This window comes from Pseudomonas sp. NFACC24-1 (assembly GCF_900115235.1).
Lineage (GTDB): Bacteria > Pseudomonadota > Gammaproteobacteria > Pseudomonadales > Pseudomonadaceae > Aquipseudomonas > Aquipseudomonas fluorescens_AA.
The window spans coordinates 43972-66614 of the sequence record NZ_FOVS01000031.1; the positions used below are offsets into that span (position 1 = coordinate 43972).

Sequence of the window (22643 nt, forward strand, 5' to 3'; positions counted from 1 at the left end):
AGGCCGGCGGGTCGGTAGCCATTGCGCTATCCGACACCGGGTTATCGGCTGTTTTTGCCAGTACTGAAGCTAAATCGACTAAAACCGCCTAACGCGCGGCTAACGAGTCAATAAAACGCAAAATCCGCGTACCCAGTTCGGCCGCCAAGGGCAGGTTGGGGTCCTTGTAGGAGGCCAGTTGTCGTTTCACGTCGTTGGGCACGATGCGCATCACGTGGTTCATGCCTTCGATCAGCGCCAGTTCAGCGTCGGGCTTGGCGGCTTTCAACTGCCGGGCATCATCGGTGCCGACCTGGATATCGTTGCTGCCCTGAATGATCAAGGCTGGCATCTGCAACGCGGCGAAGGCCCGGGCCGGGTCCTGGCGGAACAGCGAGATCAGGTAGGGCTGTACGCTGGGGCGGAAGATGACCTGCAGTTGCGCCGGCACGTTGCTGTCGAGCCGACCGGCCTTGAGGCTGTCGAGCAGCTCATTGCTGCGCAGCATCAACGGCGGCGGCAGGCGGTTGCTCAGTTGTTGGCGCAATACCTGGTCGATCGGCCGGGCACTGCCGGACAGCGAAATCACCGCTGCCGCGTTGGCCTGGGGCGCGGCGAGGCTGGCGATCAACGCGCCTTCACTGTGGCCCAGCAAAATCAACGGGCCCAGGCGGGGATCGGCGGCGAGCTTGTGGCTCCAGGCCACGGCATCGGCCACATAGGCCTCGACGCTCAGGTTGCGCTCGTCCGGGGTCGCCGCGAGGCTGGCGGCCACGCCACGTTTGTCATAGCGCACGCTGGCGATGTTGTGCCTGGCCAGCACCCAGGCCAGGCGCTTGAGGCTGTCGTTGCGCCCGCCCTCGGGGTTGTTGCCGTCGCGATCCGTAGGACCGGACCCGGAAATGATCAGGACAACCGGCACCGGCGTGTCGGACTTGGGCAGCAACAACGAGCCGAAAAGCTCACCGCTGCCGGTGTCGAGGCTGATGGGGCGTTGCAGCACCGTGGCCTGGGCCAGGCAGGAAAACAGGCCGGTAAACAAGGTAAGGCTTAGGGCAAGCAGCTTTAACATCATCACGCCATTAGTTGCGAAGGTGCCGGTTGGACTGGTAGCCGCCGATAAGGTTCGAGGATGAACTACGCGGGGAGCCTGCGTATACTGGCGCCCACTACGAATCCAAGGTTGAGTCTCTCAGCGTTTTTCACGGAGCATCCTGCATGTCCGGCAATACCTACGGCAAGCTGTTCACTGTCACCACCGCGGGCGAAAGCCATGGCCCGGCGTTGGTCGCCATTGTCGACGGCTGCCCGCCGGGCCTGGAGATTTCCCTGGACGACCTGCAGCGAGACCTGGACCGCCGCAAGCCCGGCACCAGCCGCCACACCACCCAGCGGCAGGAAGCCGATGAAGTCGAAATCCTCTCCGGGGTGTTCGAAGGGCGCACCACCGGCTGCGCCATTGGCTTGCTGATCCGCAACACCGACCAGAAGTCCAAGGACTACTCGGCCATCAAGGACCTGTTCCGCCCAGCCCACGCCGACTACACCTACCACCACAAATACGGCGAGCGCGATTACCGCGGCGGCGGCCGCAGCTCGGCCCGGGAAACCGCCATGCGCGTGGCGGCCGGTGCGATCGCCAAGAAATATCTGGCCAGCCAGGGCATCGTCATCCGTGGCTACATGAGCCAGTTGGGGCCCATCGAAATCCCGTTCAAGACCTGGGATTCGGTAGAGCAGAATGCTTTCTTCTGCCCCGATCCGGACAAGGTGCCGGAACTCGAGGCCTACATGGACCAGCTGCGCCGGGATCAGGATTCGGTCGGTGCGAAGATCACCGTGGTGGCCGAAGGGGTGATGCCGGGCCTGGGCGAGCCGATCTTCGACCGCCTCGACGCCGAGCTGGCCCACGCGCTGATGAGCATCAACGCGGTGAAAGGCGTGGAGATCGGCGCCGGTTTCGCCTGTGTCGCCCAGCGTGGCACCGAGCACCGTGACGAACTGACTCCGGACGGTTTCCTCAGCAACAATGCCGGCGGTATCCTCGGCGGCATTTCCTCGGGCCAGCCGATCGTGGCGCACCTGGCCTTGAAACCAACGTCCAGCATCACCACGCCGGGACGCTCCATCGACATCCATGGCAACCCTGTCGATGTGATCACCAAGGGCCGTCACGACCCGTGCGTCGGCATTCGTGCCACGCCTATTGCCGAAGCAATGATGGCCATCGTGCTGATGGATCACCTGCTGCGTCATCGCGGCCAGAACGCCGACGTCCGCGTCAGCACCCCGGTGCTGGGGCAACTTTGATGGCCGGCTTGCCAGCCGCCGTGGCCTGACGACCATGGCGGCACTGCCGTACTGGCGGCTCTCCAGCTTCTACCTGTTCTATTTCGCCCTGCTCGGTTCGACGGCGCCGTTCCTGGCGCTGTATTTCGATCACCTGGGCTTCAACGCGGCGCGCATCGGTGAGCTGGTGGCGATTCCGATGCTGATGCGCTGCGTGGCGCCGAACATCTGGGGCTGGCTGGGGGATTACACCGGCCGACGCCTGGCGATCGTGCGGTTCGGCGCGATCTGCACGCTGCTGACCTTCTCGCTGATCTTCATCGATAAAAGCTACGCCTGGCTGGCGATGGTCATGGCCTTGCATGCGTTTTTCTGGCATGCGGTGTTGCCGCAGTTCGAAGTCATCACCCTGGCCCACTTGAGCGGGCAGGCCTCGCGCTACAGTCAGGTCCGCCTATGGGGCTCCATCGGTTTCATCATCACCGTGGTCGTGCTCGGCCGCTTGTTCGAATGGCTGAGCCTGGACATCTACCCGGTGGCGCTGGTGTTGATCATGGCCGGCATCGTCCTTGCCAGCTTCTGGGTGCCCAACGCCCAGCCCTTGCAGGGGCCACGAGTCGCGGGGGAGGGCTTCCTGCGGCAACTGCGCAACCCTGGCGTGCTGGCGTTCTACACCTGCGTGGGCCTGATGCAGGTGAGCCACGGGCCGTATTACACCTTCCTGACGCTGCACCTCGAACGCCTGGGCTACAGTCGTGGGTTGATCGGGCTGCTCTGGGCGGTCGGTGTGGTGGCGGAAGTGTTGGTCTTCCTGCTGATGAGCCGGATCCTGACGCGGTTTTCCGTGCGTCGGGTACTGCTGGCGAGTTTCCTGTTGGCGGCGTTGCGCTGGCTGTTGCTGGGCTCGCTGGCCGAGTTCCTCTGGGTGTTGTTGTTCGCCCAGGTGCTGCATGCGGCGACCTTCGGCAGCTTTCACGCCGCGGCCATCCATTTCGTGCAACGCAGCTTCGGTCCTCGCCAGCAAGGCCAGGGGCAGGCGCTGTATGCCGCGCTGGCCGGTACGGGCGGGGCCCTGGGCGCGTTGTACTCCGGCTACAGCTGGAACGCCCTGGGCGCCAGTTGGACGTTCAGCCTCGCCAGCCTCGCCGCGTTCGCGGCAGCCGTTATCATTGCGACACGCATGCAAGAGGACCGGCCATGAACCTTCGAACCATTAATTTGCTGGAGCCATTGTCATGAGCAGCCTGTCCGTCTATCACGTTTCGAGCCCTGACATTCCGAACAAGGTGTTGACCCATTTCGAGGACATTGCCGCGACCCTGGCGGAACAAGGCGTTCGCTTTGATCGTTGGGAAGCGTCGGCGAAAATTCAGCCGGGGGCCAGTGAGGAGAACATCATTGCGGCTTACCAGGCTCAGATCGATGCGTTGATGACTGAGCGCGGTTACGTTGCGGTGGATGTGGTCAGTGTTAGCAGCGATCACACCGAGCAGGTCGAGCCGCAGGCTGAGTGGCTTGATGAATATCGCCATGGCCAGGACGAGGTACGATTTTTCGTCAGCGGTCGAGGGTTGTTTAACCTGCACATTGGCGATTACGTCTATGCGGTGCTGTGTGAAAGGAATGATTTGATAACGGTGCCTGCCGGTACGCCGCATTGGTTTGACAAGGGGGAACGGCCGCATTTTGTTTCGATCCGTTTGTCGGGTGATTCCCAGGGGGTGGTCGCTGAGTTCACCGGCGATGATATTGCTCGCCGGTTTCCTCGCCTGGAAGACTGACCTGCGTTCAAAAGTGAGCGGCCGTTACCGTCGAACGGATATGCCCACCCATCGCCCGGAACACGGCGGGCTTTTTCAAGACGCAAAAAAACGGCGCTTCCCATTTCTGAAAGAAGCGCCGTTTTCCCAGTCAACAGCAACGCGAGTGTCCGGCAGACTCAAGCGCTATGGTAAGTCGGCAGCGCAAACCGATGCTGACTCTGCAGCAGGGTGATCTGGGGCAACTCGCTGGCTTGTTCAGCCAAGTCGCGACGGATCGCGCTGATCGCCCAGGACAACTGATCCCCCGCGTGCAATTGAGCGTAGGAAATCGTGCGTTTGAACAGCTTGCCGTCGCTATTGCGCAAGGTCAGCAGAATGCCGCCATCCGGGCGGGGCTGGGTGGTCACTTCGTAGTTGGAAAACAGGGATGCAAACTTTTCTTGAATCATGTTCATAGTTGACTGCTCCATGGTGTGGCAAACCGTGGAGGGGTGGTTGCACTGTCTGTGCCAGCATTTAGAATTTAAAAAAACACTTTAAAAACAAAGTGTTATATTTTTGCTCTCTTTTCGCTTTCGTGCATCTTGCATGAACGGCCATCGTGCATCCTGCATTTTGCGTGGTCGGGCAACGATATTTGGAACCAAATCGTTTTCCGGTGCTCACGCTTCGCCTGCCTCGGGCAGCAGATACAAAACATTGCAAAAACCGCATGTACAGCGCCGCGACCGCCGGCGTACTTTCGAGCCAAAATCACCGCCAGCGATAACAAGAACCGAGACCCACGAGGTCGAACGGGGAAGATCACCATGAGTCGTACACCCAGCGACGCCATTACCTGGGGCATGATGCTGCGCAAGCTGCCAGCCATCGCTAGAGCTGTTCCCCGGATCGTCAAGGGCAGGAAGCTGGCCAATGTCCTGGACCCGACCCAACCTTGTGGCCTGGGCTGGTGTTTCGAACAGGCCACCCGACGCAATCCCCAGGGCCCGGCACTGCTGTGTGGCGATACGGTGTTGAGTTATGCACAGGTCAACGCGCAGGCCAATCGCATCGCCCATTACCTGTTGGCCCAAGGCATCGGCAAGGGCGACTGTGTGGCGATATTCGTCGAGAATCGGCCGCAGTTGTTGATCAGTGTGCTGGCGATGGCCAAGGTTGGTGCGGTCAGTGCCATGCTCAACACCTCGCAAACCGGCGATGCGCTGGTGCACAGCCTGGCCCTGGTCAACCCGGTCGCGGTAGTGGTCGGGGATGAGCGGGTCGCGGCGTTCAACGATGTGCGAGCGCGCACCGCATTGTCGAGCGAAAGGACCTGGTGGCTGGCGGATCAGGATGGCGTCGATGTGCCGTCCGGTTTCGTCGACCTGATGGCCGGTTGCGAGGATTACCCGGGCGATAACCCAGCGTGCAGCCGGGAGGTCTTCTGCAACGATCCGTGTTTTTACCTCTACACCTCAGGCACCACCGGGCTGCCCAAGGCCGGGGTGTTTCGCCATGGTCGCTGGATGCGCACCTCCACCAGCTTCGGCCTGATCGCCTTGGACATGCAGCCCGACGATGTCGTCTATTGCACCTTGCCGCTGTACCACGCCACCGGCCTGTGCGTGTGTTGGGGCGCGGCGATCTGTGGCACATCGGGGTTTGCGATTCGACGCAAGTTCAGCGCCAGCCAGTTCTGGAGCGACGTACGCCGTTACCGGGCGACCACACTGGGGTATGTCGGTGAGTTGTGCCGCTATCTGGTCGACCAACCCATTGTTGCCGATGACCGCCACCACGGAGCGAAGAAAATGATCGGCAACGGCCTGCGGCCCGGGGCCTGGTCGGCCTTCAAGACGCGTTTCGGCATCGATCATATCTGCGAGCTGTATGCGGCCAGCGACGGCAATATCGGTTTCACTAACGTCCTGAATTTCGACAACACCGTCGGGTTCTCCCTGATGGGTTGGGAACTGGTGCAGTACGACCATGCCAGCGGCCTGCCGTTGCGCAACCTGCAAGGCCGCATGCAAAAAGTGCCCAAGGGCCAACCGGGCCTGCTGTTGGCGCGGATCGACGAGAAGGCGCCACTGGACGGCTACACCGAGCAAGCCTTGACCGAAAAAACCATCTGCCGGGATGTCTTCGTGCCCGGCGACCGTTATTTCAACACCGGGGACCTGCTGCGCAACATCGGCTTCGGGCATGGGCAGTTCGTCGATCGCCTCGGCGACACCTATCGCTGGAAAGGCGAAAACGTCTCCACCACGGAAGTCGAAAACGTCTTGCTGCAACATCCGCAGGTGGCCGAGGCGGTGGCTTATGGCGTGGAGATCAATGGCACCAATGGCCGTGCCGGCATGGCGGCGATCACCCCGGCCGAATCCCTGGCGACCCTGGACTTCAGCGAGCTGCTGCAATTCTTGCAATGCAAGTTGCCCACCTATGCCGTGCCGCTGTTCCTGCGCATCAAGGTGAAGATGGACACCACCGGCACCTTCAAGTACCAGAAGACGCGCCTCAAGGCAGAAGGGTTCGACCCGTGCGTCGCTGGGGGTGAGCCGGTCTACGCCTGGTTGCCGGGTACCGATACGTACGTGCGGGTGGACCGGCAACTCGCGGTGCGGATCCATGACGGACAATTGCGTTATTGATTCTGGCTATGGCGGGCACAGTGAAAAAAGGGATGACAGCGCCCGGGTCCCTCGGGAAACTAGCCGCTTTGCGAAGAACCGAGTGGAGTTTCCCATGTCCGATACAAGCCGCCAGATGACCCCGGAAGAGGCTGCCGAGTTTGCCGAGCAGGTGTTCAACGTCGCACGCCAGGGCGACGCCGCCATGATGGCCGCGCTCCTGAGCAAGGGCTTGCCGCCCAACCTGCGCAATCACAAGGGCGACACCCTGTTGATGCTGGCCGCTTACCACGGGCATGTGGAAACGGTGAAAGTGCTGCTGGAGCACAAGGCCGATCCGGAAATCCGCAACGACAATGGCCAGAGCCCGATTGCCGGTGCGGCGTTCAAGGGCGACCTGGCAGTGGTCTCGGCGTTGGTGGACGGCGGCGCGCAAGTGGAAGGCGCGTCCTTCGATGGCCGTACTGCCTTGATGATGGCGGCGATGTTCAACCGGGTGGAAATCGTCGACTACCTGATCGGCAAAGGTGCCGACCCGAAAGCCAAGGACGCCAACGGTGTCTCGGCCCTCGATGCCGCCAGGACCATGGGCGCGGTGGACACCACGGCGCAGTTGGAAAAGATGTTGGCCTGATCTTCATCCGGGGCCGTGATCCTGGAGTGACGTTGCTCTTGTGGCGAGGGGATTTATCCCCGCTGGGGCGCGAAGCGGCCCTAAAACCTGACAACTCGGTGTGGCAAGCTGTCTTTGGGGCTGCTTCGCAGCCCAGCGGGGATAAATCCCCTCGCCACAAAAGCTCCGGGACCACAGGTTCCTGACTCGACCGTTGTGATGCGCTATCCTGCCCGCCCTCAAAACACCCTTCGCCACAGGATTCACCCCCATGAAAGCCGCCCTCATCGAACTCATCGGCAAAATCAGCTCCGGCTGCCTCGGCGAGGCGGACATCGTGAAAATCGCTGACGAAGCGGCCCAGGCCTACGCCGATCCGACGGCGTTCCTGGCCGCCAACCCCGATATCAACTACGACGACACGTTCCCGATCCCGTTGGGTGAGTGGGTGGTGGTGGGCAGCCTGCCGGACACCGTGCTGTTCCAGGCCGACACCTACGTGGACCTGTTCGAACAGATCGTCGCCTCGTTCGGCCCTGGCGTAGCGTTCAATCTCAAGCCCAAGCAGCTGGCGAAAATCGAAGCCCTGGCCGCGCTCAACCGCATCCAGATACAGATGAGCAGCCTGAACAAGGAAAACGGCGGTTACGTGCTGATGAACTTCAGCCAGTTGCTCGACGATGAAATGCAAATGGTGCTGGTGTACGGCAACGATGTGCCGCGGGTGCTGGAACTGTGTGCCGAAGTCGGCGTCGCCGCCGCGCCGGCCTTGGAAGCTCTCAAGGTCGCGGTCCACGTCTGAAGCAATAAAACGGAACCCTTGCCTGGGGCCCGCTATCCTAAGGGTGCCTATCACCATTTGGGAGCGACACCATGGGTTCCACCTTCAACGGCCTGGTCGGCCTGATTATCCTGGCGCTCGATATCTGGGCGATCATCAATGTGCTCAAGAGTGGCGCGGAAACCGGGATGAAAATTCTCTGGGTGCTGCTGATCCTGCTGCTACCGGTCCTGGGCCTGATCATCTGGGCGATTGCCGGGCCGCGTGGCAACGTGCGGATTTGACCGCTCCATAAAAAATGCCCGGTCGCCTCGAGCGACCGGGCATTTTTTATGGGTGGGGTTTCAGGCCGTGGCCAGGGACGGCTTGCGCGAGGCACTCAAGAAGCGCAGCAAGGCCAACAGCGGGAAGGCGCTGCCGACGATCACCACCCACAACCAGCCGCCGTGCTCGTACACCGCACTGGCAATCGATGAACCGAAGGCGCCGCCGACGAAGATGCTGGTCATGTACAGCGCGTTCAGCCGGCTGCGACTCTTGGCATCGAGGGCGTAGATGGTGCGCTGGCCCAGGACCATGTTCATCTGCACGCAGAAGTCCAGGACCACGCCGGTCACCGCCAGGCCGATCACGCTGTAGAGCGGATGGATGAACGCCGGCAGGAAACTCAGGCTGGCGAACAGCATCGCCAGCAGCGAGGCGTTGCGGGTATGGCCGGCATCCGCCAGGCGCCCGGCGATGGGCGCGGCGATGGCACCGATGGCGCCGACCAGGGCGAATAAGGCGATTTCAGTCTGGGACAGGCCATGGTTGCGTGACAGCTCCAGCGGCACGGCAGTCCAGAACAGACTGAACGTGGCGAACATACAGGCTTGGTAGAATGCCCGTTGGCGCAACAGCGGTTGTTGGCGCAGCAGGGTGCCGAGTGAACCCAGCAGTTGGCCATAAGAGGCGCTATGGTCGGGCTGGCGCTTGGGCACGGTCAGCGCCAGGACGATGCTGATCGCGGCCATCAACGCGGCGGCGATGATGAACATGGCCCGCCAGCCGAAGTGATCGGCCACGACGCTGGAGACTGGCCGCGCCAGCAGGATCCCGAGCAGCAGGCCGCCCATGATCCCACCGACGACCCGCCCCCGGGATTCCTCCGGTGCCAGGTGCGCGGCCAGCGGAATCAGGACTTGCACCGACACCGAACTGAATCCCACCAGCAGCGAGACCAGCAGGAACACATTCGGCTGGTCGGTGAACGCCGCTCCCAACAGGCTGGCAATCGCCACCAGCGTGGTGAGAATCATCAGCCGCCGGTTCTCCAGCAAGTCACCCAACGGTACGAGGAAAAACAGGCCCAGGGCATAACCGATCTGGGTCAGCGAGACGATCAGGCTGGCCATGGTGCTGCTCAGGCCGACATCGGGTGCGATCAGTTCGATGATGGGTTGGGCGTAGTAGATGTTGGCGACAATGGCGCCGCAGCAGAAGGCGAAGAGCAGGACCATGCCGCGGGTCAGGGTGCTGCCGGGCGAGGTGGGTGAATGAGCACTCATGGCAATCTCATCGATCAATTGAAAGGATGGCGCGAGGCTAAAGACTTGTAGGGCTCAGGAACAGGCTTTGCGGCTGATATCAGACATGCTTGCGGTTGATGATGAACGCATCGGGAGCGCGCTGGCGCTGTCTTTGTGGCGAGGGGATTTATCCCCGTTGGGCTGCGAAGCAGCCCCAAATGCAGCCGACGCGATTTGTCTGAAACACAGCAGTGTCCGATTTTAGGACTGCTGCGCAGCCCAGCGGGGATAAATCCCCTCGCCACAGGGCCGCGCATGACTCATTTGTTTTCTTACTGGCCGCTATAGATCTGGTCGAAAATCCCACCGTCATTGAAGTGGGTCTTCTGCACCGTGCGCCAGTCGCCGAAGGTTTTTTCCACGGACAGGAAGTCCACTTTCGGGAAGCGGTCGGTGTATTTGGCCAGTACTGCCGGGTCCCGTGGGCGCAGGTAGTTGGCGGCGGCGATTTCCTGGCCTTCGGGCGACCACAGGTACTTGAGGTAGGCCTCGGCGGCTTCGCGGGAGCCTTTCTTCTCGACGACTTTGTCGACCACGCTGACCGGTGGCTCGGCTTCGGCGGAAACGCTTGGGTAGATCACTTCGAACTGGTCGCGGCCGAACTCGCGGGCGATCATTTCCGCCTCGTTTTCAAAGGTCACCAGCACGTCGCCGATCTGGTTGGTCATGAAGGTGGTTGTCGCGGCGCGACCGCCAGTGTCCAGGACCGGCGCCTGCTTGAACAGTTTGCCGACGAAGGCCTTGGCCTTGTTCTCGTCACCGCCATTTTTCAGCACGTAACCCCAGGCCGAGAGGTAGGTGTAGCGACCGTTGCCGGAGGTTTTCGGGTTGGGCACGATCACCTGCACGCCGTCCTTGAGCAGGTCGGGCCAGTCTTTCAGCGCTTTCGGGTTGCCTTTGCGCACGATGAATACCGTCGCCGAGGTGAACGGCGCGCTGTTGTTTGGCAGGCGGGTGACCCAGTTATCGGGCACCAGTTTGCCATTGTCCGCCAGGGCGTTGATGTCGGTGGCCATGTTCATGGTAATGACATCCGCCGGCAGCCCGTCGATCACCGAGCGCGCTTGCTTGCTGGAGCCGCCGAACGACATTTGCACGGTGATGTTTTCGTTGTGCTCGGCCTGCCAGTGCTTCTGGAAGGCTGCGTTGTAGTCCTTGTAGAAATCGCGCATGACGTCGTAGGAAACGTTAAGCAGGGTCGGGGCGGCGTGGGCCAGACTGCCGAAGGTCAGGCCAGCGGCGAGAAGGGAGGCGCCAAAGAAGTTCTTCACTTACGAATTCCTTTTTATCTGAACGGGGGGTCCGGGCAATTAGCCGGCACACTAGCTGCAAGCCTATAGACCTTCAAGCATCAAAAAGTGCTTTGCTTATTCCAATTTCTTAAACAGTGCATTGCCACAACGGGAGCAGAAAGCGGCGCCGTGGTCGTGGTTGTTTTTGCTGCACACCGGGCAATCGTGCTTGAGCTGGTCACCGCGCATGGCCGTGGCCAGTTCAGCCGTGAAAATACCCGTTGGCACGGCGATGATCGAGTAACCGGTGATCATCACCAGGGACGACACCACTTGGCCCAGGGGCGTCTTGGGCACGATGTCGCCGAAGCCTACGGTGGTCAGTGTCACGATAGCCCAATAGATGCCCTTGGGGATGCTGGTGAAGCCGTGCTCGGGGCCTTCGATGACGTACATCAGCGTGCCGAAGACGGTGACCAGGGTCGAGACGCTGACCAGGAACACGATGATTTTCTGCTTGCTCCCGCGCAGCGCCGCCATCAGGTAGTTGGCTTGCTTGAGGTAAGGGCTGAGTTTGAGTACTCGGAAAATCCGCAGCATGCGGATGATCCGAACGATCAGCAGGTATTGGGCATCGCTGTAGTACAGCGCCAGGATCCCCGGCACGATCGCCAGCAGATCCACCAGGCCGTAGAAACTGAAGGCATAGCGCAGCGGCTTGGGCGAGCAGTACAGGCGCAGGCCGTACTCGACGATGAAGATGAACGTGAAGCCCCACTCGATAGCCGCCAGCAGGGCCGCATAGTTCTTGTGCACGCTGTCGATGCTGTCGAGCATCACGATCACCAGGCTGGCGAGGATGATCAACAGCAGGGTGCTGTCGAAGCGCCGGCCGGCCACGGTGTCGGTCTGGAAAATGATCACGTAGAGGCGTTCACGCCAGTTGTCGCTGCTTTGCATAACTTTCGCCTGAACCGGAATCAGCGAAGCCTAGGGTGATTGCCCCGTACAGCGCAAGGCGCGATCTCGAGGCTGGCCTGACGCCACGCCCGGCCGGTGGCCTGGATCAGCCAGCAGGCGAGGATGAACGGCGCTGTCAGGGCAGGCAGGCCGAGAGCGGTAAAGCCTGGCGTGAGCATGACCGCCAGGACGATGCCCATCAGCGGTAGCCATGGGCGGCGCTGTTGGCTGAGGGCCAGCGCCACCAATACCGGGTTGTAGCCGCCCAGCCCGGACAGGGCGGTTGCGTTTTCATGCTGCGACAAGGTGAAGGCCAGGCCGACGGCAGAAGCGAACAATGCCCAAGCGCCGGCGCTCCGGTTGGCCAGCAGCAGCCCGGCGGCGATCAGCGCACCGGCCACTGGATGGCCGAGAAACATGACCTGGCCCAGCCCGCTCAAATGAGCGCCCAGTAGGTTGGGCAGGGTCATTTCAATCGAGGTGGCGAGAGGCGGCGGCAGGGTGAATCCCATCAGCAGCCAAGCCAGCCCGACAAAGGGCGCGGTGTAGGCGGGCAGGCAGCGAGGGCCTCGGGTGCGCTTGAGCCATTGCTGGGTGAGCATCGCGCTGAGGCCACCTGCGGCGATGATCAACGGTGGCAACAGGACGGACCAGGGCAACGCAAGGCTCAGCAACAAGCCCAGCAGAATGCCGTTGTAGCTGAACAGTCCGGCTTGCCGGTCGGCCTTGGGGTAACCGCGTCGCTGGGCCGTCAGCAACCCGGCCACCCCGCCGAGCAACGCGCCGCCGAACAGGGCGGGCGCCGTGAGCAGAATCGCCAACAGGCACAGCAGGCCGCACAGCGGATGGCGCTGGAGAAAGACTTGGCTGAAGCCGTTGAGCAGGGCGGTGGCCCAGTCGGGGCAGTGGGTGTTGGGCATGGTAAGTGTGTGTCAGAGGGACCCAGTCGACCTCATCGCGAGCAAGCTCGCTCCCACAGGGGCACCGCAGTTCCCTGTGGGAGCGAGCTTGCTCGCGATGAGGCCAGTACAGACGCTAGATCAACGTCTCGATGCGCAGCGAATTGGTCGACCCCGGCTGCCCGAACGGTACGCCCGCGGTGATCAGCAAGGTATCGCCACGCTGGGCCATGCCTTGGGCCTGGGCGATTTCCAGGGCGGTGGAACAGACTTCGTCCACCTGCTTCAACCGATCATTGACCACCGAGTGCACGCCCCAGGCCACCGTCAGGCGGCGGGCGGCCTGCAGGTTCGGCGTGAGGTTGAGGATCGGCACCGTCGGCCGTTCCCGCGCCGCGCGCAGGCTGGAGCTGCCGGATTCGCTGTAGTTCACCAGCACCGCCACCGGCAGGATGCCGCTGATGCGCCGGATCGCGCAGCTGATGGCGTCCGACACTGTGGCTTCGGCTTTCGGTCGGCTGACGTCCAACTGCGCCTGGTAGTCGGGACCGTTTTCCACCTGGCGGATGATCTTGCTCATCATCTGCACGGCTTCAAGGGGGTAATCCCCTGAAGCGGTTTCCGCCGACAGCATCACTGCATCAGCCCCTTCGGCCACGGCGTTGGCAACGTCAGTGACTTCGGCGCGGGTGGGCGCCGGGGAAAAGCGCATCGACTCGAGCATCTGGGTGGCCACCACCACCGGTTTGCCCAGGGCGCGGCAGGTGTCAATGATGTTTTTCTGAATTTGCGGCACGCTTTCGGCCGGGACTTCGACCCCCAGGTCGCCGCGGGCGACCATGATCGCGTCGCTCAATTCGGCGATTTCCCGCAGTTGGGTCACCGCCGACGGCTTCTCGATCTTCGCCATCAGGAACGCCTTGTTGCCGATCAGCGCGCGAGCCTCGCGGATGTCCTCGGGCCGCTGCACGAACGACAACGCTACCCAGTCCACGCCCAGTTCCAGGCCGAAACTCAGATCGCGCCGGTCCTTGGCGGTCAACGGGCTCAAATCGAGCATGGCCTGGGGCACGTTCACGCCTTTGCGGTCCGACAGCTCGCCGCCGTTGAGCACTTCGGTGTCGATGGCGTCGCAGTGCCTGGCGGTCACGCGCAGGCGCAACTTGCCGTCGTCCAGCAGCAGGTCCATGCCGGGCTCCAGGGCCGCGATGATTTCCGGGTGGGGCAGGTTGACCCGGCGTTGATCACCCGGCGTCGGGTCCAGGTCCAGGCGCAGGGCCTGTCCCCGTTGCAGCAGGACCTTGCCGCCGGCGAATTGACCAACCCGCAGCTTCGGGCCTTGCAGGTCCATCAGGATGCCCAGGGGGTAATTGAGCTGCTGCTCGACGTCACGAATCCACTGGTAGCGCTGGGCGTGGTCGGCATGGTCGCCGTGGCTGAAGTTCAGGCGGAAGATGTTCACGCCGGCCTGTACCAGCTCGCGGATGTCATCGATGCCACGGGTGGCGGGACCGAGGGTCGCGAGGATCTTGACCTTTTTATCAGGCGTCATGTTTGGGGTTCTCGAGGATCAGGATGGCGCGAAAGTCGTTGACGTTGGTGCGGGTCGGTTCGGTGACGATCAGCGCATCCAGGGCGGCGAAGTAGCCGTAGCCATTGTTGTTATCCAACTCGTCGCTGGCGCACAGGCCCAGTTCGGTGGCGCGGCGATAGCTGTCCGGGGTCATGAGGGCGCCGGCGTTGTCTTCGGAACCGTCGATGCCGTCGGTGTCGCCAGCCAGTGCATAAATGCCGGGATAGCCCTTGAGGCTGTCGGTCAGGCTCAGCAGGAATTCGGCATTGCGCCCGCCACGGCCATCGCCGCGCACGGTGACGGTGGTTTCGCCGCCGGAGAGAATCACGCACGGTGCCGCCAGCGGCTGGCCGTGCAGGGCGATTTGCCGGGCGATGCCGGCATGGACTTTCGCCACCTCCCGGGATTCGCCTTCCAGGTCGCCGAGGATCAACGGGCTGAAACCGGCTTGGCGAGCCTTCACCGCTGCGGCTTCCAGGGATTGCTGGGGACGGGCGATCAATTGAAAGTGGCTGCGCGCCAGGCTCGGGTCGCCGGGCTTGACGGTTTCCGACGCTGGACTGTGCAGCCAGTCGCGTACCGACGCCGGCACATCGATGTGGTAGCGCTGGAGAATCGCCAGGGCTTCGGCCGATGTGCTGGGGTCGGCCACCGTGGGGCCGGATGCGATGACCGTGGCCAGGTCACCCGGCACATCGGAAATCGCGTAGGTGTACACCGTCGCCGGCCAGCAGGCCTTGGCCAGGCGCCCGCCCTTGATCGCCGAGAGGTGCTTGCGCACGCAATTCATCTCGCCGATGGTCGCACCGGACTTGAGCAAGGCTTTGTTGATCGATTGCTTGTCGGCCAGGGTGATGCCTTCGGCGGGCAAGGCGAGCAGGGCGGAGCCGCCGCCGGACAAGAGAAAGATCACCCGGTCGTCTTCGCAGAGATTGCTCACCAGCTCCAGTACTCGCTGGGCCACGGCCAGGCCCGCGGCGTCAGGCACCGGGTGGGCGGCTTCCACCACTTCGATTTTCTGGCTGGGCGCGCCATGGCCGTAGCGGGTCACCACCAGGCCGGACACTTCACCCTGCCAGCAGCGCTCGACCACTTGCGCCATGGCCGCCGCGGCCTTGCCGGCGCCAATGACGATCACCCGGCCGCTGCGGTCGCTGGGCAGGTAGTGTTCAAGGACGTGGTGCGGATGGGCCGCATCGATGGCTGTGGCAAACAGCTCGCGCAGCAGTTGTTGCGGATCGACCGACATGGCGGGCTCCCGGAATTTTTGTTGTTAGACGAGGCGACTCGATCACTTGTGGGAGCGGGCTTGCTCGCGAAAGCGGTGTGTCAGTCAATACTTCAGTGACAGGTCGATTGCTTTCGCGAGCAAGCCCGCTCCCACAGGGTTTTATGGTGGTTCAGTTGTCGCGAATCGAGAAATTGGCCATATGCTCCAACCCCTTGATCAGCGCCGAGTGATCCCAGTTGCTGCCGCCAATGGCCGCGCAGGTGCTGAACACTTGTTGGGCGTTGGCGGTGTTGGGCAGGTTGATGTTCAGTTCCTTGGCGCCTTGCAGGGCCAGGTTCAGGTCCTTCTGGTGCAGGCTGATGCGGAAGCCCGGGTCGAAGGTGCCCTTGATCATGCGTTCACCGTGCACTTCGAGGATCTTCGACGAGGCGAAACCGCCCATCAGTGCTTCACGGACCTTGGCCGGGTCGGCACCGTTTTTCGCGGCGAACAACAACGCTTCGGCCACCGCCTGGATGTTCAGGGCGACGATGATCTGGTTCGCCACTTTGGCGGTCTGGCCATCGCCGTTGCCGCCCACCAGGGTGATGTTCTTGCCCATGGCCTGGAACAGTGGCAGGGCGCGCTCGAAGGCGGCGTTGTCGCCACCGACCATGATGCTCAGGGTCGCAGCCTTGGCACCGACTTCACCACCGGAGACCGGGGCATCGAGGTACTGCGCGCCTTTTTCATTGATCTTCGCCGCGAACGCCTTGGTGGCGGTGGGGGAGATCGAACTCATGTCGATCACCACCTTGCCCGCGCCCACGCCCGCCGCCACGCCGTCGGCGCGGAACAGTACGTCGTCGACCTGCGGCGTGTCCGGGACCATGACGATGATGAACTCGGCTTCCTGGGCCACTTCCTTCGGGTTGGCCAACGCCACCGCGCCACCGGCCAGCAGGTCGGCCGGAGCCGCGTCGTGGTGCTGGGACAGGAACAGGCTGTGGCCGGCCTTTTGCAGGTTCAGTGCCATGGGGTGGCCCATGATGCCGGTGCCGATGAATCCGATTTTAGCCATGGGAAAATCCTCTTGTTTTTTTGCTACTTCAGGCAAATGGAAAACTGCTTTTCTGTGGGAGCGGGCTTGCTCGCGAAAGCGGTGTATCAGTCACAGATGTGTTGTCTGGCCCACCGCTTTCGCGAGCAAGCCCGCTCCCACAAGGAAAGATCCGGGTCAGATCGCGTTATGGGTTTTCAGCCAGCCCAGGCCGGCTTCGGTGGTGGTCAGCGGCTTGTATTCACAGCCGACCCAACCCTGGTAGCCTATACGGTCCAAGTGTTCGAACAGGAAGCGGTAGTTGATTTCCCCCGTACCTGGCTCGTTGCGGCCCGGGTTGTCGGCCAGTTGCACATGGTTGATCTCGCCCAGGTGTGCCGACAGGGTCCGGGCCAGGTCACCTTCCATGATCTGCATGTGGTAGATGTCGTATTGCAGGAACAGGTTGGCGCTGCCCACCTGCTCACGGATCGACAAGGCCTGGGCGGTGTTGTTCAGGTAGAAGCCTGGAATGTCGCGGGTATTGATGGCTTCCATCACCAGCTTGATGCCTTTGGCCTGCAACTTTTCGGCGGCGTATTTCAGGTTGGCGACGAAGGTTTTCTCCACCAGGGTTTCACTGCAGTTCTGCGGACGAATCCCCGACAGGCAGTTGACCTGCGTGTTGCCCAGCACCTGGGCGTAGGCGATGGCCAGGTCGACACCGGCGCGGAACTCCTCGACCCGGTCCGGCAGGCAGGCAATGCCGCGCTCGCCCTTGGCCCAGTCGCCGGCCGGCAGGTTGAACAGCACTTGGGTCAGGCCGTTGGCGTCGAGCAAGGCCTTGAGTTCGGCGGAGCTGTAGTCATAGGGGAACAGGTATTCGACCCCACTGAAGCCGGCCTTGGCGGCGGCTTCGAAACGGGCGAGGAAATCCTGCTCGGTGAACAGCATGGACAGGTTGGCGGCGAAACGCGGCATGGTGGTCTCCTGTGAATATTGTGAACGCATCCTTTGTGGGAGCGGGCTTGCTCGCGAAAACGGTGTGTCAGCCGACATCTTTGTTGGAACTGAAACCGTCTTCGCGAGCAAGCCCGCTCCCACACCGGGGGTCAATCGAGCAACGAAATGGCGGTCGGTGCATCGTTGCCCACAAGCGCCAAGTCTTCAAACTCATTGACGGCGTTGATCTCGGTGCCCATGGAGATGTTGGTCACCCGCTCCAGGATGATCTCGACGATCACCGGCACCTTGAACTCCTCGATCATCGCTTGGGCCTGGCGCAGCGCCGGTTGGATACCGGCCGGTTCGAACACCCGCAGCGCCTTGCACCCAAGGCCTTCGGCCACGGCAACGTGGTCCACGCCATAGCCGTTGAGTTCCGGCGCGTTGAGGTTGTCGAAGGACAGTTGCACGCAATAATCCATGTCGAACCCGCGCTGGGCCTGGCGAATCAGACCCAGGTAGGAATTGTTCACCACCACATGGATGTAGGGCAGCTTGAACTGCGCACCCACCGCCAGCTCTTCGATCATGAACTGGAAATCATAGTCGCCCGACAGCGCCACGACCTTGCGGCTCGGATCCGCCTTGACCACCCCCAGCGCCGCCGGAATGGTCCAGCCCAAGGGGCCGGCCTGGCCGCAGTTGATCCAGTGGCGTGGCTTGTAGACGTGGAGGAACTGCGCCCCGGCGATCTGTGACAGGCCGATGGTGCTGACGTAGCAGGTGTCCTTGCCGAACACCTGGTTCATTTCTTCGTACACTCGCTGCGGCTTGACCGGCACGTTGTCGAAGTGGGTCTTGCGCTGCAGGCTGGCCTTGCGTTGCTGGCAGTCCTGCAGCCAGGCGCTGCGGTTTTTCAGCTTGCCGGCGGCTTGCCATTCGCGGGCCACTTCGATGAACACCGTCAAGGCCGAGGCGGCGTCGGAAACGATGCCCAGGTCAGGGGTGAAGACGCGGCCGATCTGGGTCGGCTCGATGTCCACGTGAATGAACGTGCGGCCTTCGGTGTAGACGTCCACCGAACCGGTGTGACGGTTGGCCCAGCGGTTACCAACGCCCAGCACCACATCCGACTTGAGCAAGGTCGCATTGCCGTAGCGATGGGACGTTTGCAGGCCGACCATGCCGACCATCTGCGGATGATCGTCGGGAATGGTGCCCCAGCCCATCAAGGTGGGGATGACCGGGATACCGGTCAGTTCGGCGAACTCCACCAGCAGGTCGCTGGCATCGGCGTTGATGATGCCGCCGCCGGCCACCAGCAATGGACGCTCAGCCTGATTGAGCATCGCCAGGGCTTTCTCGATCTGCACGCGGTTGGCCGCGGGTTTGGCCAGCGGCAGCGGTTGATAGGCGTCGATGTCGAACTCGATCTCGGCCATCTGCACATCGAACGGCAGGTCGATCAGCACCGGGCCCGGGCGGCCGGAGCGCATTTCGAAGAACGCCTTCTGGAAGGCATACGGCACCTGGCCCGGCTCCAGCACGGTGGTTGCCCACTTGGTCACGGGTTTGACGATGCTGGTGATATCCACAGCCTGAAAGTCTTCCTTGTGCATGCGGGCGCGGGGGGCTTGCCCGGTGATGCACAGAATCGGGATCGAATCGGCCGAAGCGCTGTAGAGCCCGGTCACCATATCGGTGCCGGCCGGGCCCGAAGTGCCGATGCACACACCGATATTGCCGGCCTTGGTCCGGGTGTAACCCTCGGCCATGTGCGAGGCGCCTTCAACGTGGCGAGCGAGGACGTGATCGATGCCACCCACCTTCTGCAGGGCGGAGTACAGCGGGTTGATCGCGGCACCCGGGATGCCGAAGGCCGTGTCCACGCCTTCACGGCGCATCACCAGAACGGCGGCTTCGATTGCTCTCATTTTGCTCATGGTTTTGTGCCTCTTACGTTTTGTAATTGTATACAAGTGGCTTTTTGCAGAGTGTATTCATGGCGAACGACGCAGGTCAATCCATTTCCTCAAGCACCTGTTTCATTCGTCGGAAGGTCAGGTTTTGCTGCTGTTTTCCATCGATTTAGGCGATTTGTGAAAATTATTGTATACAAAACTATTTAGTGTTGTGTTCTATTTGTGGGGTTCGGTTTTTCTGAAAGTGAGGCCGCAAGGCTTTTCCATAACAAAAGAAGGACAGCACCCATGAGCGTTCTAACCTTGAAAATCGCCGTCAACCTGGCCGGGCAAGCCCTTGCCGCCGGTCGTGAAATCAGCGCTGCACCCTTGACCGTCGCGGTCCTGGACAGTGGCGGACACCTGATCGCCTTGCAGCGCGAAGACGGCGCCAGCCTGCTTCGCCCGCAGATCGCCATCGGCAAGGCCTGGGGCGCCATCGCCCTGGGCAAAGGCTCGCGCCTGCTCGCCCAGGACGCCCAACAACGCCCGGCGTTCTTTGCCGCTTTGAATGGGTTGGGGCAGGGCAACGTCGTACCGGCCCCGGGTGGGGTATTGATCAGGGATCAGGACGGCAGGGTGCTGGGGGCGATTGGTGTCAGTGGTGATGTTTCGGATGTGGATGAGCAGGTGGCGGTCAGGGCGGTGGAGGCGTTGCAGTTGAGGGCGGATGTGGGGGTGGTTGCTTGATTTTGGGGTGAATGGACTGGCGCCATCGCGAGCAAGCTCGCTCCGAGGGGGGATGAAGGACACAAAATGTTCGAACACTGCAAAGCCCTGTGGGAGCGGGCTTGCTCGCGAAAGCAATCGTCCAGACACATCCAGCTAAAAGTCTGACCCTGATTTTTGCTTCCCGCCGCTAGCCTTTCAGGACTTACTAAGAAAGGAGGCTATGGAATGCCAGCATACTCAGCTTCGCACCGTCTGCGTATCGGTCGCTATGCGGAGCAAAACCGCATCTACCTACTGACAGCCAACACGCTGAAGCGCGAGCCTGTCTTCAAAGACTATGGCTTGGGTAGGATAGTTATCCGTCAGTTCAGGCAGATACAAGAGCAAGGCTTTGCAGACTCCCTGGCCTTTGTCGTCATGCCTGATCATTTTCATTGGTTGATTCAACTGCATCAGGGGGCTTTGGGGGAGTTGATGTGTCAGATGAAATCTGTAAGTGCCAAGGCAGTCAATGAGGCGGACAACAGGGTTGGTAGCCTATGGCAGCAGGGCTACCATGACCGAGCTTTGCGAAGGGAAGACTATTTGATCAAGCTCGCTCGCTACGTTGTCGCCAACCCACTGCGGGCACGCTTAGTGAAACGACTTGGCGAGTATCCACTGTGGGATGCTATCTGGGTTTGACTTGAAATCGAGTTGCGCCCTTCGCGAGCAAGCCCGCTCCCACAGGGGATTTGCGGTGTTCACACAGTTTGTGCTCGTCATCGGAACCAGTGTCGGGCTATCAGTCTGGCTCACACCCCTTCAACACCAACCGAATGATCGTCTGCGCCGCCGCTTCGTAATCCGCTTCATCCAGCTTCGCCTTGCCGGTCACGGCGCTGATCTGCCAGTCGAAATCGGCATAGGTCTGGGTGGCGGCCCAGATGCTGAACATCAGGTGGTTGGGGTCGATGGGGGCGATCTGGCCGCGGTCGATCCAGGTCTGGATGCAGTCGATGTTGTGCCGGGCCTGGGCGTTGAGTTGTTCCACCAGGTCGGGGCTCAGGTGGGGGGCGCCGTGCATGATTTCGCTGGCGAAGACTTTCGAGGCGAAGGGCAGGTCGCGGGAGATGCGGATCTTGGAGCGGATGTAGTGGCTCAGCACCTCGCCGGGCACGCCGTCGGCATTGAACGGTGTCGAGGCCTGGAGAATCGGCTCGATGATGCTTTCCAGCACCTCGCGGTAGAGGTTTTCCTTGGATTTGAAGTAGTAGTAGACGTTGGGTTTGGGCAGGCCTGCCTTGGCCGCGATGTCGCTGGTCTTGGTCGCGGCGAAGCCCTTGTCGGCAAATTCTTCGCTGGCGGCACGCAGGATCAATTCTTTGTTGCGCTCGCGGATTGTGCTCATAAACCCAGGGGTTCCTTGCCTGTTCTGGCGGTGGCGCATGGTAGCACCGGCTTCGCGCGGCGCTCAAGAATGCCCCAAGGCGCTACGGCTCGCGGTATGCTGCGCGGCATTATTATTCAAGGAGCCCTCTCCATGGCTGGAAGCAGTTTGCTGGTACTGATCGACGACATCGCCACCGTACTCGACGATGTCGCGCTGATGACCAAGATGGCCGCCAAGAAAACCGCCGGCGTGCTTGGCGATGACCTGGCGCTCAATGCCCAGCAAGTGTCGGGTGTGCGTGCCGAGCGGGAGCTGCCGGTGGTGTGGGCGGTGGCCAAGGGGTCGTTCATCAACAAATTGATCCTGGTGCCGTCGGCGCTGGCGATCAGCGCCTTCGTCCCGTGGTTGGTGACGCCCTTGTTGATGGTGGGCGGCGCCTATTTGTGTTTCGAAGGGTTCGAAAAACTCGCCCACAAGTTCCTTCACAGCAAGGCCGAGGACCAGGCCGAACATGCGCAACTGGTCGAGGCGGTGGCTGATCCGGCGGTCGATCTGGTGGCCTTTGAAAAGGACAAGATCAAGGGCGCGGTACGCACCGACTTCATCCTCTCGGCCGAAATCATCGCCATTACCCTCGGCACCGTCGCTGACGCAGCACTGACCCAGCAGGTGATCGTCCTGTCGGGCATCGCCATCGTCATGACCATTGGCGTCTATGGCCTGGTGGCCGGGATCGTCAAGCTCGATGACCTGGGACTCTGGTTGACGCACAAGCCAGGCCAGGCCGCCAAAAGCATCGGCGGTGCGATCCTGAGTGCGGCACCCTACATGATGAAAGGCCTGTCGGTGATCGGCACCGCGGCGATGTTCCTGGTGGGCGGTGGCATCCTGACCCATGGCGTGCCAGTGGTGCATCACTGGATCGAAGGCGTGACGGCCAGTGCCGGTGGTGCCGGGTTTATCGTGCCGACGTTGCTCAATGCCGTGGCGGGGATTGTTGCAGGGGCGGCGGTGTTGGCGGGGGTGATGGTGGTCGGCAAGGTTTGGAAAGCGCTGAAAGGCTAGGACTGGCAACCCATGACAACTGTGGGAGCGAGTTTGCTCGCGATGAGGGCCTGACATTCAACATTTATGTTGTCTGACAGAGCGCTATCGCGAGCAAGCTCGCTCCC

The 22643-nt window shown here is 61.8% G+C and carries 22 protein-coding genes; 10 read left to right on the top strand and 12 right to left on the bottom strand.

Annotated features, from left to right (window positions below; translation table 11 throughout):
* Nucleotides 1-88 precede the first annotated feature (88 nt).
* On the bottom strand, nucleotides 89-1054 hold the full coding sequence (locus tag BM317_RS23720) for an alpha/beta hydrolase (protein WP_092170977.1): 966 nt from the start codon (nucleotides 1052-1054) through the stop codon (nucleotides 89-91).
* 143 nt (nucleotides 1055-1197) lie between these two features.
* Here BM317_RS23720 and aroC point away from each other — a divergent pair, with 143 nt between their 5' ends.
* Genes aroC through BM317_RS23735 form a run of 3 tightly spaced genes read left to right on the top strand, consistent with a single transcriptional unit; the run spans nucleotide 1198 to nucleotide 4049 of the window.
* On the top strand, nucleotides 1198-2289 hold the full coding sequence (gene aroC, locus BM317_RS23725; RefSeq protein ID WP_060741135.1) for a chorismate synthase: 1092 nt from the start codon (nucleotides 1198-1200) through the stop codon (nucleotides 2287-2289).
* Nucleotides 2290-2323: 34 nt separating this feature from the next.
* Nucleotides 2324-3469, top strand: coding sequence for an MFS transporter (locus BM317_RS23730; protein WP_092170974.1), 1146 nt, complete (start codon nucleotides 2324-2326; stop codon nucleotides 3467-3469).
* A 34-nt stretch (nucleotides 3470-3503) separates the two neighbouring features.
* Nucleotides 3504-4049, top strand: a complete 546-nt coding sequence (locus BM317_RS23735; RefSeq protein WP_092476489.1) for a 1,2-dihydroxy-3-keto-5-methylthiopentene dioxygenase — start codon at nucleotides 3504-3506, stop codon at nucleotides 4047-4049.
* Between the two features lie 158 nt (nucleotides 4050-4207).
* Here BM317_RS23735 and BM317_RS23740 read toward each other — a convergent pair whose 3' ends face one another.
* Nucleotides 4208-4486, bottom strand: coding sequence for a DUF3509 domain-containing protein (locus tag BM317_RS23740; protein ID WP_003204481.1), 279 nt, complete (start codon nucleotides 4484-4486; stop codon nucleotides 4208-4210).
* A 354-nt stretch (nucleotides 4487-4840) separates the two neighbouring features.
* Between BM317_RS23740 and BM317_RS23745 the strand changes: the two genes are divergently transcribed.
* From BM317_RS23745 to BM317_RS23760, 4 genes are all read left to right on the top strand, one after another.
* Nucleotides 4841-6667 (top strand): long-chain-acyl-CoA synthetase, encoded by a 1827-nt coding sequence (locus BM317_RS23745; RefSeq protein WP_092476490.1) that lies wholly within the window; start codon nucleotides 4841-4843, stop codon nucleotides 6665-6667.
* Between the two features lie 94 nt (nucleotides 6668-6761).
* Entirely contained in the window at nucleotides 6762-7280 is a 519-nt protein-coding gene (locus BM317_RS23750) for an ankyrin repeat domain-containing protein (protein WP_092170964.1), read from the top strand.
* Between the two features lie 250 nt (nucleotides 7281-7530).
* On the top strand, nucleotides 7531-8061 hold the full coding sequence (locus BM317_RS23755) for a hypothetical protein (RefSeq protein ID WP_092476492.1): 531 nt from the start codon (nucleotides 7531-7533) through the stop codon (nucleotides 8059-8061).
* Nucleotides 8062-8132: 71 nt separating this feature from the next.
* Nucleotides 8133-8324 carry a PLDc N-terminal domain-containing protein gene (locus BM317_RS23760; protein ID WP_003204476.1) on the top strand — a complete coding sequence of 64 codons (192 nt, stop codon included), beginning with the start codon at nucleotides 8133-8135 and terminating at the stop codon, nucleotides 8322-8324.
* Nucleotides 8325-8384: 60 nt separating this feature from the next.
* Here BM317_RS23760 and BM317_RS23765 read toward each other — a convergent pair whose 3' ends face one another.
* From BM317_RS23765 to gcl, 9 genes are all read right to left on the bottom strand, one after another.
* Nucleotides 8385-9587, bottom strand: a complete 1203-nt coding sequence (locus tag BM317_RS23765; protein WP_092170958.1) for an MFS transporter — start codon at nucleotides 9585-9587, stop codon at nucleotides 8385-8387.
* 293 nt (nucleotides 9588-9880) lie between these two features.
* Nucleotides 9881-10879 (bottom strand): sulfate ABC transporter substrate-binding protein, encoded by a 999-nt coding sequence (locus BM317_RS23770; protein ID WP_092170954.1) that lies wholly within the window; start codon nucleotides 10877-10879, stop codon nucleotides 9881-9883.
* Between the two features lie 96 nt (nucleotides 10880-10975).
* A complete protein-coding gene (locus tag BM317_RS23775) occupies nucleotides 10976-11800 on the bottom strand; it encodes an ion transporter (RefSeq protein WP_072406483.1) in 825 nt (274 codons plus the stop codon).
* A gap of 20 nt (nucleotides 11801-11820) precedes the next feature.
* Nucleotides 11821-12720, bottom strand: coding sequence for an urea transporter (locus BM317_RS23780; protein ID WP_092476494.1), 900 nt, complete (start codon nucleotides 12718-12720; stop codon nucleotides 11821-11823).
* 115 nt (nucleotides 12721-12835) lie between these two features.
* Entirely contained in the window at nucleotides 12836-14251 is a 1416-nt protein-coding gene (gene pyk, locus BM317_RS23785) for a pyruvate kinase (protein WP_092476496.1), read from the bottom strand.
* Nucleotides 14241-15521 carry a glycerate kinase type-2 family protein gene (locus BM317_RS23790; RefSeq protein ID WP_092476498.1) on the bottom strand — a complete coding sequence of 427 codons (1281 nt, stop codon included), beginning with the start codon at nucleotides 15519-15521 and terminating at the stop codon, nucleotides 14241-14243. The genes pyk and BM317_RS23790 overlap by 11 nt, the downstream gene beginning before the upstream one ends.
* A gap of 151 nt (nucleotides 15522-15672) precedes the next feature.
* The gene (locus tag BM317_RS23795) at nucleotides 15673-16563 is read right to left on the bottom strand and encodes a 2-hydroxy-3-oxopropionate reductase (protein WP_092170942.1); all 891 of its coding nucleotides are present in this window, start codon (nucleotides 16561-16563) and stop codon (nucleotides 15673-15675) included.
* Between the two features lie 156 nt (nucleotides 16564-16719).
* Nucleotides 16720-17502, bottom strand: coding sequence for a hydroxypyruvate isomerase (hyi, locus tag BM317_RS23800; protein WP_060741148.1), 783 nt, complete (start codon nucleotides 17500-17502; stop codon nucleotides 16720-16722).
* A 131-nt stretch (nucleotides 17503-17633) separates the two neighbouring features.
* Entirely contained in the window at nucleotides 17634-19409 is a 1776-nt protein-coding gene (gene gcl / locus BM317_RS23805; RefSeq protein ID WP_060741149.1) for a glyoxylate carboligase, read from the bottom strand.
* A 267-nt stretch (nucleotides 19410-19676) separates the two neighbouring features.
* Here gcl and BM317_RS23810 point away from each other — a divergent pair, with 267 nt between their 5' ends.
* Nucleotides 19677-20117, top strand: a complete 441-nt coding sequence (locus BM317_RS23810; protein ID WP_072406471.1) for a GlcG/HbpS family heme-binding protein — start codon at nucleotides 19677-19679, stop codon at nucleotides 20115-20117.
* Nucleotides 20118-20324: 207 nt separating this feature from the next.
* On the top strand, nucleotides 20325-20783 hold the full coding sequence (locus BM317_RS23815; RefSeq protein ID WP_092476500.1) for an REP-associated tyrosine transposase: 459 nt from the start codon (nucleotides 20325-20327) through the stop codon (nucleotides 20781-20783).
* A gap of 100 nt (nucleotides 20784-20883) precedes the next feature.
* Here BM317_RS23815 and BM317_RS23820 read toward each other — a convergent pair whose 3' ends face one another.
* Nucleotides 20884-21489, bottom strand: a complete 606-nt coding sequence (locus BM317_RS23820; RefSeq protein WP_014339596.1) for a TetR/AcrR family transcriptional regulator — start codon at nucleotides 21487-21489, stop codon at nucleotides 20884-20886.
* A gap of 132 nt (nucleotides 21490-21621) precedes the next feature.
* On the opposite strand from BM317_RS23820, the gene BM317_RS23825 reads away from it, so the two are divergent.
* On the top strand, nucleotides 21622-22536 hold the full coding sequence (locus BM317_RS23825; RefSeq protein ID WP_092170934.1) for a DUF808 domain-containing protein: 915 nt from the start codon (nucleotides 21622-21624) through the stop codon (nucleotides 22534-22536).
* Nucleotides 22537-22643: the final 107 nt, after the last annotated feature.